General features: G+C 41.8%; 17 protein-coding genes. 3 read left to right on the top strand and 14 right to left on the bottom strand.

The features are described 5' to 3' along the window. Position 1: 1 nt before the first annotated feature. The 3 genes from aroF to B5F08_RS06465 all read right to left on the bottom strand — a co-directional run bounded on the left by aroF (position 2) and on the right by B5F08_RS06465 (position 2,549). Positions 2-1,018 carry a 3-deoxy-7-phosphoheptulonate synthase gene (gene aroF / locus B5F08_RS06475; RefSeq protein ID WP_087377570.1) on the bottom strand — a complete coding sequence of 339 codons (1,017 nt, stop codon included), beginning with the start codon at positions 1,016-1,018 and terminating at the stop codon, positions 2-4. Positions 1,019-1,185: 167 nt separating this feature from the next. Continuing rightward, entirely contained in the window at positions 1,186-1,713 is a 528-nt protein-coding gene (locus B5F08_RS06470) for a shikimate kinase (RefSeq protein ID WP_087377568.1), read from the bottom strand. Beyond that, on the bottom strand, positions 1,710-2,549 hold the full coding sequence (locus B5F08_RS06465) for a shikimate dehydrogenase family protein (protein WP_087377566.1): 840 nt from the start codon (positions 2,547-2,549) through the stop codon (positions 1,710-1,712). Before B5F08_RS06465 ends, B5F08_RS06470 begins: the two co-directional genes overlap by 4 nt. Positions 2,550-2,823: 274 nt before the next feature. Here B5F08_RS06465 and acpP point away from each other — a divergent pair, with 274 nt between their 5' ends. The 3 genes from acpP (at position 2,824) to metA (ending at position 5,651) form a co-directional block, all read left to right on the top strand. Next, on the top strand, positions 2,824-3,051 hold the full coding sequence (gene acpP / locus B5F08_RS06460; RefSeq protein WP_087377564.1) for an acyl carrier protein: 228 nt from the start codon (positions 2,824-2,826) through the stop codon (positions 3,049-3,051). 178 nt (positions 3,052-3,229) lie between these two features. Continuing rightward, the gene (gene proS, locus B5F08_RS06455; RefSeq protein WP_087377562.1) at positions 3,230-4,669 is read left to right on the top strand and encodes a proline--tRNA ligase; all 1,440 of its coding nucleotides are present in this window, start codon (positions 3,230-3,232) and stop codon (positions 4,667-4,669) included. Between the two features lie 46 nt (positions 4,670-4,715). After that, positions 4,716-5,651, top strand: a complete 936-nt coding sequence (gene metA / locus B5F08_RS06450; protein WP_087377560.1) for a homoserine O-acetyltransferase MetA — start codon at positions 4,716-4,718, stop codon at positions 5,649-5,651. Between the two features lie 45 nt (positions 5,652-5,696). Here metA and B5F08_RS06445 read toward each other — a convergent pair whose 3' ends face one another. The 11 genes from B5F08_RS06445 to B5F08_RS06395 form a co-directional block, all read right to left on the bottom strand. Continuing rightward, positions 5,697-6,371 carry a hypothetical protein gene (locus tag B5F08_RS06445; RefSeq protein ID WP_087377558.1) on the bottom strand — a complete coding sequence of 225 codons (675 nt, stop codon included), beginning with the start codon at positions 6,369-6,371 and terminating at the stop codon, positions 5,697-5,699. 91 nt (positions 6,372-6,462) lie between these two features. Further along, a complete protein-coding gene (locus tag B5F08_RS06440; protein WP_087377556.1) occupies positions 6,463-7,122 on the bottom strand; it encodes a sigma-70 family RNA polymerase sigma factor in 660 nt (219 codons plus the stop codon). Beyond that, complete coding sequence (gene spoIIAB, locus B5F08_RS06435; RefSeq protein ID WP_087377554.1) at positions 7,112-7,582, bottom strand: anti-sigma F factor; 471 nt, start codon at positions 7,580-7,582, stop codon at positions 7,112-7,114. The genes B5F08_RS06440 and spoIIAB overlap by 11 nt, the downstream gene beginning before the upstream one ends. Further along, on the bottom strand, positions 7,579-7,878 hold the full coding sequence (locus B5F08_RS06430) for an anti-sigma factor antagonist (protein WP_087377552.1): 300 nt from the start codon (positions 7,876-7,878) through the stop codon (positions 7,579-7,581). The genes spoIIAB and B5F08_RS06430 overlap by 4 nt, the downstream gene beginning before the upstream one ends. Before the next feature lie 85 nt (positions 7,879-7,963). Further along, on the bottom strand, positions 7,964-9,265 hold the full coding sequence (locus tag B5F08_RS06425) for a bifunctional folylpolyglutamate synthase/dihydrofolate synthase (protein ID WP_087377550.1): 1,302 nt from the start codon (positions 9,263-9,265) through the stop codon (positions 7,964-7,966). An 18-nt stretch (positions 9,266-9,283) separates the two neighbouring features. Beyond that, complete coding sequence (rsmI, locus tag B5F08_RS06420; protein WP_087377548.1) at positions 9,284-10,114, bottom strand: 16S rRNA (cytidine(1402)-2'-O)-methyltransferase; 831 nt, start codon at positions 10,112-10,114, stop codon at positions 9,284-9,286. A gap of 24 nt (positions 10,115-10,138) precedes the next feature. Continuing rightward, positions 10,139-10,900 (bottom strand): tRNA1(Val) (adenine(37)-N6)-methyltransferase, encoded by a 762-nt coding sequence (locus tag B5F08_RS06415; RefSeq protein WP_087377546.1) that lies wholly within the window; start codon positions 10,898-10,900, stop codon positions 10,139-10,141. Between the two features lie 90 nt (positions 10,901-10,990). Continuing rightward, on the bottom strand, positions 10,991-11,161 hold the full coding sequence (locus B5F08_RS06410; protein WP_087377544.1) for a DUF362 domain-containing protein: 171 nt from the start codon (positions 11,159-11,161) through the stop codon (positions 10,991-10,993). Between the two features lie 76 nt (positions 11,162-11,237). Further along, positions 11,238-12,107, bottom strand: coding sequence for a PSP1 domain-containing protein (locus B5F08_RS06405; protein WP_087377542.1), 870 nt, complete (start codon positions 12,105-12,107; stop codon positions 11,238-11,240). After that, positions 12,095-12,955, bottom strand: coding sequence for a DNA polymerase III subunit delta' (locus tag B5F08_RS06400; RefSeq protein ID WP_087377540.1), 861 nt, complete (start codon positions 12,953-12,955; stop codon positions 12,095-12,097). Before B5F08_RS06400 ends, B5F08_RS06405 begins: the two co-directional genes overlap by 13 nt. Before the next feature lie 81 nt (positions 12,956-13,036). Continuing rightward, positions 13,037-13,522, bottom strand: coding sequence for a metallophosphoesterase (locus tag B5F08_RS06395; RefSeq protein ID WP_087377538.1), 486 nt, complete (start codon positions 13,520-13,522; stop codon positions 13,037-13,039). Between the last annotated feature and the right edge of the window lies 1 nt (position 13,523).

Here is a 13,523-nt window from a genome sequence, read left to right as displayed (position 1 = left end):
GTTAAATATTATCTTTCATATAGTCTTTAAGCTTGAATACCTTTTTAGCAAGGCTGTCAAACTGGTCAGGAGTCAATGACTGAGCTCCGTCGCAAAGTGCATGGGCAGGGTCGTTGTGAACTTCGATGATAAGTCCGTCTGCGCCTGCTGCAACTGCGGCAATAGCCATCGGCTCTACAAGCCATGATTTACCTGTTGCATGGCTTGGGTCAACAACAACCGGAAGGTGTGACAATGACTTTACAATCGGAATTGCTGAAAGGTCAAGGGTGTTTCTTGTGAAAGTCTCATAGGTTCTGATACCTCTTTCACAAAGGATAACCTGGTCATTGCCACCTGCCATAATGTATTCGGCGCTCATGAGCCACTCTTCAATGGTTGCGGAAAGTCCTCTCTTCAAAAGGATTGGCTTGTTTACCTTGCCAAGCTCTTTCAAAAGCTCGAAGTTCTGCATATTTCTTGCGCCGACCTGAATAATATCCACATTTTCAAACATATCAATGTGGGAAACTCTCATAATCTCTGTAACTATAGGCAAGCCTGTTGCCTTTCTTGCGGCTTTCAAAAGGTCAAGGCCTTCGGCTTTAAGACCCTGGAAAGCATATGGTGAGGTTCTTGGCTTAAATGCGCCGCCTCGAAGGATTGACGCACCGGAAAGCTTAACTCTCTTTGCAATTTCAGTAACCTGTTCTTCTGACTCAACAGAGCAAGGTCCTGCCATTATCTGCAAGCTTCCGTCGCCGATTTTAACACCGTTTGAAAGCTCAATCACGGTGTTTTCCGGATGGAACTTTCTGTTAGCCTTTTTATAAGGCTCCTGAACTCTTTTTACGCTCTCAACAAAATCCTGAGCATCTATATAATCAATATCAATCTGAGTAGTATCTCCGATAAGACCGAGTACGGTTGAATGAACGCCTTCCCATTTGTTTACCTTCACGTTATACTGGCTTGTAAGCATATCGGTAAACATTAAAACTTGCTCTTTGGAACATTCCGGCTTCAATACAATAATCATTTTTCTTTACCTCCATTTTGCGGACTGCCGCAATCCCGTCATACGGCAACCTTTATAATACTCAAAAACAATGCAGACCTTGAAAAAAGTATGCATTATTGTTTTTATGATATTTTATCACCACTTGCGGAGAATTTCAATACTTTAAAGCAAAAAAATCTGAATTATTATGCGTATTTTTGCCGTAACATTCTTATAATTTCATCACATACTTTCATAGGTGACATGGAAGCGTCCACCGTCATGGTGGAATTTTCCCTGTAAAAGGGCAGTCGTCTCTCGTAAAGGTCGGTCATAATCTGCCTTTTGTTTACCCTTTGCAAAAGGGGTCTTGTTGTGTCGTCTTTAAGTCTTTCCCAGAGTGTTTCCAAGTCAGCTTCAAGCAAAACTATCTCTCCGGTTTTCCTCAAAACCTCGGCGTTTCTCTTAAATGTCAAGGCTCCGCCGCCGGTGGAAATCACAAGGTTCTGCATTTTTGCCAAATCACAGCAGGCACGGTATTCCAGATATCTGAAATACTCCTCCCCCTGTCTTGAGAAAATCTCCGGGATTTCCATCTTCTGAGATTCCTCTATGTATTGGTCTGTATCCATAAATTTTCTTCCGGTTCTCTCGGCAAGCATTTTTCCTATGGTTGTTTTTCCGCATCCCATAAAGCCGCAGAGAACTATATTTATCTGACTTAATCTGCTCATTTGTTCCTCAGCTCCGCTGCTGCGTCAAGACACAGCTTATCAATATCCTGTTTATCATACTTACTGTTGTCCCATATCTCATGGGCTACCACTGCCTGCCATACAAGCATTGACATTCCGCCCAAAGCCTTGCAGCCCATTGCTTTGGCTTTTTTAATAAGCTGTGTTTCCAGAGGATTGTAAACGGCATCAAATAAAGATTTTGTCTTTGAAAGAACCTTATCCTCAACCGGCTGTGCGTCCATCTTAGGATACATGCCTATCGGTGTGGCGTTTACCAAAAGGTCAATATCGCCCTCAATCTGATTAAGCTCACAGAAGCTTACATCCTTATCAAGTGTATACTTAATTTCCTTGCAGAGAGCTTTGCAGATTTCTGTATCTTCTTTTCTAACCGCAAAGCTTAAATCGGCATTTTTCAAAGCCGCTTCATATGCCATGGTTCTTGCAACGCCGCCGCATCCGAGGATTACTACTCTGCCTGCAGGCGCAATGTTTTCCGCCTCCAAAGCTTTTAAGAAGCCGTCAGGGTCGGTTGTATAGCCGCAGGAACCATTTTCACCAAAAGCCACTGTGTTGACGCTTCCGTACATCTTAGCCTTTGGGTCAAGGTTCTGGAGTAAAGGTATTATCCTCTGTTTGTGGGGAATTGTAATATTGAATCCGTCCAGTTTTGACAAAACGGTTTTATACTGATTTTCCAAATCCTCCGGGGCTATATCAAAAACACCGTACTGTGCCTCTATTCCTGAAAGCTCAAACAGTCTTTTATGAATAAAAGGCGACATTGTGTGCCCCATAGGATGACCGATAACAGCATATTTTTTCAGACTCATAATAAAACACTCCCATTATACCAATCTGTTTGTAATTAACAAATTATAACATATAATGTCGTAAATAGAACTAAAAACAGGTTGAAATTATAAAATTTTAAAAAATTTTCAAAATAAGTATTGACAAAGTATGGAATAAACCATAATATGATGTTTGTAACGTGCTATTGAGGTTCAGCACCTTAACTCATTATAGCATATGTACCGACAACTTGTCCACAGACAAGCTGTAAAACAAATAATAATTTTGATAAGTGTTTAGGAGGAAACTAAAATGGTTTTGGAAAAAGTAAAGAACATTTTGGCAGAACAGTTCGACGTAGAGGAAGACAGCATCACAGCTGAAACAAATCTCCAGGAAGACCTCGGCGCTGATTCACTTGACGTTGTAGACCTTCTTATGTCTATCGAAGATGAGTTCGAGACAGAAATTCCTGATGAGGAAGTTGAGAACATCCACACTGTTGGCGATCTCGTTTCTTACATCGAGGCTAATTCTTAATTGATTTTTTAAACTAAGGGTCGGATTTTCCGACCCTATTTTTTTGTCTTTTACTGCTTGAAATGTGGATAAAAAGCCTGTATAATAGGAATGTTAAGGCATAAAAAACATATATTGCCTGATTTTTTCGTAAACACGACAAATTAACTTAAAATACAAAAGATGGAGTGATTTTGCCATGGCAGAAAATAAAAAGCTGGTGGAAGCGATTACAAGCAGAGATGAAGACTTTGCAAAATGGTACACAGATATAGTTAAAAAGGCAGAGCTTGCCGACTATTCAGGCGTAAAGGGCTGTATGGTTATCCGCCCTTACGGTTATGCAATTTGGGAGAATATTCAGGCTGACCTGGACAGACGTTTCAAGGAAACAGGCGTTGAAAACGTATACATGCCATTGTTTATTCCTGAAAGCCTTCTCCAGAGAGAAAAAGACCATGTTGAGGGTTTTGCACCTGAGGTTGCATGGGTTACTCACGGCGGCAGCGACAAGCTCAGCGAAAGACTTTGCGTAAGACCTACTTCCGAAACTCTTTTCTGCGAGCATTATCAGAAAATCATCAACACATACAGAGATTTGCCAAAGCTCTACAATCAGTGGTGCAACGTTGTAAGATGGGAAAAAACCACACGTCCTTTCCTGAGAACCTCAGAATTTTTGTGGCAGGAAGGTCACACAATGCACGAAACAGAGGAGGACGCAAGAGAGGAAACTTTGAGAATGCTCAAGGTTTACGAGGACTTCTACAGAGAAACACTTGCTATCCCTGCTGTTGTGGGTAGAAAGACTGAAAAAGAAAAGTTTGCCGGCGCAATGGAAACCTACACAATCGAGCCAATGATGCACAACGGTGTTGCTCTCCAGGGCGGCACATCCCACTATTTCGGCGACGGCTTTGCAAGAGCTTTCGACATTAAGTTTGCAGGAAGAGACAACAAGCTCCACTATCCTCACCAGACCTCCTGGGGTGTTTCCACAAGAATGATAGGCGCTATCATCATGGTTCACGGCGACGACGACGGACTTGTACTTCCTCCGAAGATTTCACCAATTCAGGTTGCAATTATTCCTATAGCAATGCACAAGGCAGGCGTTCTTGACAAGGCAGCAGAGCTTAAAGCAAGACTTGCAAAAAGCTTCAGAGTAAAGCTTGACGACAGCGACAACTCACCGGGCTGGAAGTTCAGCCAGTATGAGATGAAGGGTGTTCCTGTAAGAGTTGAGATTGGCCCTAAGGACATAGAGAAAAACCAGTGCGTGCTTGTAAGACGTGACACAAGAGAAAAAATCTTTGTTTCCCTTGACAATCTCGAGGCAGAGGTTGAGAAGGCTTTGCAGCTTGTTCATGACGGAATGTATGAAAAAGCTCTCAAAAACACTCAGGATAAAACATTTACAGCCACAAACTTTGAAGAGTTCTGCGACATTGCAAAGAACAAGCCGGGCTTTATCAAGGCTATGTGGTGCGGCGATGTAGAGTGCGAAGAGAAAATCAAGGACGTTACAGGCGGCGTAAAGAGCAGATGTATTCCTTTTGAAGAGGAGCACATAAGCGATGTTTGCGTATGCTGCGGAAAGCCTGCAAAGCATCAGGTTTACTGGGGCAAGCAGTATTGATAATTTCCTTTTATTGTAAATTAAAAATAAAGGTCAGGTGTGACAGATGCCTATTAAGGTAAAAAACAATTTGCCGGCTATAGAGATACTTGAAAGTGAAAACATATTTGTAATGCCGGAGGAAAGAGCATTAAAGCAGGACATAAGACCTCTAAAGCTTCTTATTCTCAACTTAATGCCTACAAAAATAGAAACCGAAACACAGATTTTAAGACTTTTGGGTAACAGCCCTTTGCAGGCTGACATTGAGCTTCTGCAAATGGAAACCCACAAATCCAAAAACACATCTTCCCTGCACCTTACCACTTTCTACAAAACCTTTAAAGAAATCAAGGACAGTAAATTTGACGGTATGATTATTACCGGAGCCCCTGTAGAGCTTCTGGAGTTTGAAGAAGTGGACTACTGGGAAGAGCTTAAAACAATAATGGAATGGTCAAAAACCAATGTCTATTCCACATTTCATATTTGCTGGGGCGCACAGGCGGGACTTTATTACCACTACGGCGTAAGAAAATACCAGCTTCCGGAAAAGCTTTCCGGCGTGTTCAGTCACAGAATACTCAATCACAATCATCCATTGCTGCGTGGTTTTGACGACACCTTTGTGATTCCTCATTCAAGAAACACAGGTGTGTATCAGGAAGACATTGAAAAATGTCCGGAGCTTGAAATTCTGGCAACCTCCAACGAAGCCGGAGTTTCAATAGTATGCAACAAAAACGGACGTCAGTTCTTTGTAATGGGTCATGCGGAATACGACCGCAACACCTTGGCTTCCGAATATTTCCGTGACAAAAACAGGGGCATAAACCCACACGTGCCGGAGCATTATTTCCCCAATGACGACCCCACAAAGCTTCCTCCGCTTATTTGGAGAAGCAACGCCACTTTGCTTTATACAAACTGGCTCAACTACTACGTATATCAGCAGACACCATACGACCTGGAAGAGCTTAAAAAGATGTACGAGGAAGATTGATTTAAACAACAGCACCTCAGCGAAATTAACGCTGAGGTGTTATTTTTATGGTAAATTAAAAAATTTTTTCGGCACGTATCCCAGAATGTTTTTACATTCCTTAATACATTCACTTTCACAGTGAGTTTTTCTGTATTCCTCTATATATTCAAAGGCTGTCCTTTCCTTAAATTTAAAAGGATAATTTTTCAGCAGGTCTATGGGGAGAGCCGCAAGGTTTTCATCCTTAAAGCTTTCTTTTGTAAGTCCTATTCTTTTTGTAAAGAATACTTTGTGATTTCTTTTCAGTTCAACAAGCACATTGTCGGGATTTTCAAAGCTGTATTCCTTTTGGCTGAGTATTGCATTTAATTCCACCTGTTTGCAGAATTTTCCGCCTATCAGAGAATTTTTTATTAGAAAGGAAAGATAATAATCTCCCAATGACATCACTATATCAACGCCGCCCAGCCTGTTTGACTGGGATATTTTCTTTTCTGTGTGGAGATAAAGCTTTCCGAAGCCGTCCTTTTGCTTTGATTTTCTGTGGTCGTTAAAGTCCTCAAATTTGCCCTTATGAAAATAGTATGCTTCAACCCAGAGGGGTTCGATCACAACACCGCAGGCATTTATTGCGTAATCGGTTATGAGAAGCTCAGAAATTTTCTGCAACAGCTTTATCTGTTTTTCTCTATTGTGTTCATTTTCCAGTTCTGCCACTGTGTTTTTTAAATCTTCCATTTGAAATCACCACAAATTTATTATAATCATATAAAACTTTACCGTCAACAAAAAACACACCGGAAAACACTTGTTTTCATTGCGTGTTTTTTTATACTGCAAGTGAATTTCTCAGATTTGCTAAAATCTTTTTCTCACGTCTGCTCACCTGTACTTGGGTAATGTTCAGCACCTTTGCCGTCTGAGTCTGGGTCATGTGCTTATAATACCGCAAAATTATAAGCTTCTTATCCTCTTCCTCCAAGTCTTTGACCGCCTGCCTCAAGGAAATTATTTCAGAGAGCCTTTCCTCAACCGAGTCAACGGGAATATCCGTCACATACTCGTCCCCGTCACGGTCAAGGTTATTTAGAGAAACCGGCAGTCTTGAGGCGTTTAACGCCTGTACAACCCTGTCAGGCTCGGTTTCAAGAATTTCCGCAAGCTTATTCACGGTTATCTCTTCCCCGTGCTGTCTCAGATACTCGTCGCTTATCTTCGAGGCTTTCAGGGAAAGTTCTTTAAGGCTTCGGCTCACCTTAACAGTTCCGCTGTCACGGAAAAGCTGTTTTATCTCCCCTAAAATCACGGGAACAGCATAGGTTGAAAGCTTTATTCCTCTGTCCCAGTCAAAATTATTTATGGCTTTTAAAAGACCCACACAGCCGGCAGAAAAAAGGTCATCGTATTCTATTCCCCTGCCCTTAAATCGCTTTGCGCAGGCGTGTACAAGGCCTAAATTGGCCTTTGCAATCTCCTGTTTATTCTCCATGACCTAAATCAGCTCCTCCCGAGCTGTTCCTGTGTCGGATTATATTTTTCTCAAGGGTGACTGTGGTACCCTTTCCCACTGTTGAGGAAACCTTTATTTTGTCCGTAAAGCTCTGCATAACCGCAAAGCCCAGTCCGGCACGCTCCTCGTCCCCTGCTGTGGTGAAAAGAGGCTCCATTGCCCGTTCAATATCGGGAATACCGCAACCCTTGTCACGGATTTTTATTATTACTTTTCCCTTATCGGTTATTTTTACATTTATGTACACTGTCCCGTCCCCGTAGCCGTAGCCGTGGACGATACAGTTTGTAACGGCTTCTGACACTGCCGTTTTTATATCTGCAAGCTCGTTTATGGTTGGGTCAAGCTGCAAAATAAAAGAGGCGACGGCACTTCTTGCAAAGCTTTCGTTGGAACTTTTAGCAGGGAAACTCAAGTCCATCTGATTTACAATATTCATTTTACCACCCCCAGTGAGCACACGCCGGAAAGACTTATTATTCTGTCCAAGGATTTTGGAATGTTTACAACCTCAAGAGAGCCGCCCAAAAGGGAAATCTGGCGGTATCTTCCCATTATCAAACCTATTCCGGAGCTATCCATAAATTTCACACCTGAAAAATCAAGGCGCAGGATTTTGGGTCTTAAAGACTCGGATTTTCCGTCTATTTCGCTTCTTATGGGAGCCGCCGAGTGGTGGTCTATCTCGCCTTTTAAATAGGCGGTCATCACATCGTTTTCGTATGTAATCTCCATCTTTTCACTTCCTAAAATAAAAATACGTTCATACCAATATAATAATTAGTATGAACGTATTTTTTTGTTTTATTCTGTTGTCGAATTATTTTTTCAGAAAATTATTTTCAAGTTTATTGAGTACCTCGCCGCACAAAAACAGAGAACCGCAGACAACAAGAGGTTTTCCCTCGATTTCAGCCTGTTTCAGGGCGATTTTCAAGCCCTCTTCCACGTTTCCGCACATAATGGCGTCCTGACCCATATCCATGAAAATTTTGCTTACAGCCTCGTCTGTGGCTGTTCTTGGATTATCAACAGTGACGGTGTAAATCTTTGAAAAAACTCCTTTAAGATTTACAAGAGAATTTTCAATCTTTTTATCCGCCATCATGCCGCACAATGCGATTGGCTTTTCATCCGGTAAAAGCTTGTGCAATGTTTTTGCAAGCTGGGCAGTTCCGTCAGGGTTGTGAGCGCCGTCTATGATGATTAGTGGATTTAAGGAATAAACCTGAAATCTCGCCAAATGCACAGCCTCATCAAGACCCTTATGCACGCTTTCAAGGGTTATTTTAAATCCCAGCTTTTTTGTAACATTGAGGGCACTCAGTGTTGCAAAGACTGTTTTTACATTTATAATCTGATAGCTGCCCAAAAGGTTTAAAGAAAATCTTTCGCCCTTGTATGTAAAATAGGTTTTTCTTATGGAATACTCAATATCATCAAGTTCCACATCCTGGGCAAAAAAGATTATATTGTTTTTATCCTTTGCTTTCTTTCTGATTATCTCCAAAGCCTTTGACCTTTGGGGAGCGGTTACAGTTATGCCGTTTTCCTTGATTATTCCGCATTTTTCCGTTGTTATCTCTGAAATTGTGTTTCCAAGCACCGCTGTATGGTCAAAGCCTATAGAGGTTATAACTGTGCAGAGTGGGTCTTCAATAACATTTGTGGCGTCCCATTTTCCGCCAAGTCCCGTTTCAAGAACAACTATCCCGCAGTTCTCAAGGGCGAAAATTTCCATTCCCAAAGCGGTTACGGCTTCAAATTCGTTTACTATTACGCCTTTGCTCTGAAGCACCTTTATATTTTTATAAACCCTTTCCCATGCTGAAACAAAGGTTTTTTCATCCACCGGCTTGCCGTTTATCTGTATTCTTTCCTCAAAGCGGCAAACATAGGGAGAAATAAAAAGACCTGTTTTTAATCCGCTGTTTCTGAGAATTGACTCAAGCATTACGCAGACAGAGCCTTTTCCGTTTGTTCCAGCCACATGGATAAATTTTAAATCCTTTTGGGGATTTCCAAGACTTTCAAGAATTTTCCCTATTCTATCCAAGGTTGGTTTGTCGCTGAATCTGGGCATACTGTGAATTTCCTCAATAGCATTTTGATAACTTTTCAAAATTATCCCTCTTTTTCATCACTGGTTTAAAATTCGGTAAATTTCGTTTTTCTTAAATCCTGTAACTGACGCCGCTTCCTTTGCCGCTTCGGACTTCTTTTCTCCCCCGTCTATAAGGGATTTTGCGAGATTTACCGCATCTTCCAAGGTATATTCTTCTTTTACTTCTTCCTTTGCGCCCTCAAGCACAAGGACGATTTCACCTTTCAGGCTTCCGTCCCCGTAAAGCTCAAAGGCTTTATCCGTGGTGGTTCTTATAACCTCCTCGTGGATTTTTGTAATTTCCCTTACGATTGTAAGCTTTCTTTCAGGAAAAGCATTTTTGAAATCCTCTAAGGTGTTGGGAAGCTTGTGGGGCGCTTCGTAAAATATCATTGTGCGCCTTTCTCCCTGAAGCTCGCTGAGGTGTTCTCTTCTGCTTTTCTTATTTACGCTTAAAAATCCCTCAAAGGTAAATCTTCCGGTTTCCAGTCCCGAAACCGCCAAAGCGGAAATAACTGCGCTGGGGCCCGGCACAACTGCGGTTTTTATTCCGTATTCGCCGCACTGTCTGATAAGCTCTTCGCCCGGGTCGGAAATACAGGGCATACCGGCGTCGGTTACAATGGCTCCGTTTTCACCGGACATAAGACGGCGGCATATAATCTTCCCACGCTCTTTTTTATTGTGCTCGTAATAGCTTATCATTGGCTTTTTTATCTCAAAATGGTTTAAAAGCTTCAAGGTAACCCTTGTGTCCTCCGCCGCTATAAAGTCAACCTCTTCCAAGGTCTGCACGGCTCTTGGGGACATATCCGAAAGATTTCCTATAGGCGTTCCCACCACATACAGAATTCCGTATTCCGACATAATAAATTCCTTTCCGAAACAGGATTAAAGACTGTTTCTGCCATCCTTGTAACAGCCGTATATATCTTTCATCTCCTGTGAGAAATCACCTGTTTCATCCTCAATAAAAAGTGTGGGCATAACCTGCATAAAGCCTTTTTTGCCCCCTCTTCTGCCCTCTGCCAAAAAGAGCTTTGGTTCTTTTCCCTCTCTTTGCTGGACAAATCTCAGTCTTTTAGGCTCTAAATCGCTGTTACGCATAGCCTGCAAAACATCAGTAAGCCTTTCAGGGCGCTGACAGATACAAAATCTTCCGCCGAACTGCAAAAGATTTTTCGCCGCCTCGGTTATATCCTCAAGACTGCATCCGTATTCGTGTCTTGCAATCAAATCGCTTTCCGCAGGATTTAAAACCCCCGTTCCCATAAGCTTGTAGGGAGGATTTGAGACTACAAGATTATAGCTTCCGAAACTTAAAACACCTTTAAGTTCTCTCAAATCTCGGTTTATAACCTGTATTTTTTCTTCAAAGCCGTTGGCCTTAATGCTTCTTCTAAAAAGGTCGCAGGCTTTCTCCTGTATTTCAACAGCCGATACAAGCTTCGGCACATTGTCCCTTGCCCAAATAAGAGTAATAGGGCCGCAGCCTGAACCAAGCTCGCAGGCAATATCGTTTTTTCGTGGCTTTGAGAAATTTGCAAGCAGCACCGTATCCGTAGAAAAACGGTACTCCTTATTTACAATTATCTTTACGCCCTTTCCCAAAGGCTCAAAATGTTCTCCCTCTAAGAGAATTTCATTTTCCATCTATTTCACCTGTAAAAAAGTATTCAAATAAAAAGGCATAAACAAAAAACGGCAAGGCATAAAAACCTCGCCGTTTTCATTAAAAACAACTTATGCCTGTGCTGGTGCAGAAACAGGACATACATCTGCGCAAGCGCCGCACTCGATACATGTATCAGCGTCGATCTCGTACTTGCCGTCACCCTCAGAAATAGCACTTACAGGACACTCATCTGCACAAGCGCCACAAGCGATGCATTCATCAGAAATTGCGTATGCCATTCAAATACACCTCCTTTTATTATTAAGCACATTATACCATATTCAGAAAAAAAATCAATGATTTTTTCATTATTTCTTATTCCTCAAGGCCCTTAAGCTCTTCAAGCTCTTTCTTATCAACCTTTATATAGCCGTTCTTTATAATTTTTACTTCTTTAACTTTAAAAGCATGTGGGGGAGCTGCTTCCGGTGTGTTGTCAAGCTTTACTTTCAGTGTGCCTGTAAGGAGGTTTGACTCAACCACAAGACCTTTTCCGTTTGGAGTTTCAACAATAGCGCCGATTTTCGGTGTCTTTTTCAGCATATCGGTATAGGCTTCCTGCTCGTATTTAAGACAGCACATAAGTCTGCCGCAGGTTCCGGAAATCTTAGACGGAGAAAGTGACAGCCCCTGTTCCTTTGCCATTTTAATTGAAACAGGCTGAAATTCTCCCAAAAAAGTGTGACAGCAGAAAGGTCTGCCGCAAATTCCCAAGCCGCCCAGCATTTTTGACTCGTCACGGACGCCTATCTGGCGAAGCTCTATTCTGGTTCTGAACACAGCCGCCAAATCCTTTACCAAAGCACGGAAGTCTATTCTGCCGTCTGCGGTAAAATAAAACAGAACCTTGCTGTTGTCAAAGGTGTATTCAACGTCGATAAGCTTCATTTCCAGCTTGTGCTGTGCAATTTTATTTTCACATATGGTAAAAGCTTCTTTTTCTTTTCTTTTGTTTTCCTCTAAGTGCTGTAAATCCTCAGCAGTTGCAATTCTTATAAGCTTTTTAAGAGGATGCACAATCTCCTCGTCATCGGCTTCTCTGTTTGCAAAAGCCACCTGACCGCACTCAACACCTCTTGAGGTTTCAACAATTACCATGTCGTTTATATTCAATTTATTGTTATCCGGGTCAAAGTAATAAACCTTGCCCGCCTCTTTAAATCTAACTCCTATTACTTCTGCCATGCAATCCTCCTGTATTTTCCGCAAAGACAAGCGGAAAGTAAATTCATATCGCCGTTTTGATCGATATACATTAAGGCGTTGTCCGTCGCCTCCATAAGTTTTAATATCTTAAGTTTATTCAGCTTTAACGATGCTTTTTCTGCGGTCTGTGAGCCTGTTTCCACCATAAAGCACTGGGATAAACTTTTTCTCAAAATTTCCTTTACCTGCAAAAGAATTTCTTTAGCCTTTGCCCTGTCGCCCATTATAGGGGCAAGGGATTTCATGAGAGGAAATTCCCTGTTTTCCAAAATAGACAGCACAATATTTTCTGCGGTTTCCAAAATTTCCCCTGAAACCTGCTCTTTGCTGTCAAGGGACAAAAGGGTAACTCTGCTCCTTATTGTGTCCAAAAGGGCTTTTTCGCTTTCACAGGTCATTATAAACACAACTTTTTCCGGCGGCTCTTCCAATGTTTTTAAAAAGGCGTTCTGTCCCTCACGCATAAGCTTCTTGTCCACATCAAAGAGAAAATAAACCTTGTATTTTCCCTCGTTGGCTTTAATTACGGAATCCGCCGAAATTCTTCTTATTTCCTCAATGGAGATAATTCCGGTTTTACCGCTTCCCTTTGCGGTTATTACGTCGCTGTGACAGTCGGACATAACCTTAACGCATTGTCCGCACTTGCCGCAGGGAGGGTTTTGGGAAATGCACTGAAATTTCATCGCCATATATTTGGCGCAGTCCTTTCTAAGCTCTTCATCTCCGCCACGGAGCAATATTCCGTGAGGAATTCTTCCGCTTTGAAATAGAGCGTCTATTCTTTTTTTTGCGTTTTCATTGTTTAAAAAAAGACCGCTCTCCATTGTGTCCTCCGAAAAAATAATTTATATCACAACATAAAATTATATATGATTTAAAAATACATGTCAACTTATTGTAAATACTTAAAAGCTGTCGCAGGTTGAGGCTTTGAGAATGTTTGTCACAATTCCGTCCTTTGTAATATCCACATAGCCGAAGCTTGCGTTGTATCCGTTACAGCTGCCTGGATTAAGAATAAAAAGTCCCTCGTCATAATCTGCAACTGCATTATGTGTATGGCCGAACAGTACAACGTCGCAGTTTGTCTCCTTTGCTTCGTATATAATTCTGTTGAGTCCGTATTTTACCTCAAAAAGATGACCGTGGGTTACCATAATCTTTTTGCCCTGCACCATAAAAATTTCAATCAGGGAAACCTGGTTTTCTCCAAGGTCGCAGTTGCCCCTTACGTTTATTATTTTCTTTTCGGGATAAATATCCTGTATTCTGTCTATATCCCTTACTCCGTCACCGCAGTGGACTATTATATCAGCCTCCTGATGAGCGTCTACAACCTTTCTCAATGTTCTGAAATCTCCGTGTGTGTCCGAAACAACAAGTATTCTCATA

This window comes from Anaeromassilibacillus sp. An172 (assembly GCF_002160515.1).
Classification (GTDB): Bacteria; Bacillota; Clostridia; order Oscillospirales; family Acutalibacteraceae; genus Limousia; species Limousia pullorum.
This window is presented reverse-complemented; position numbering and strand designations above follow the sequence as displayed.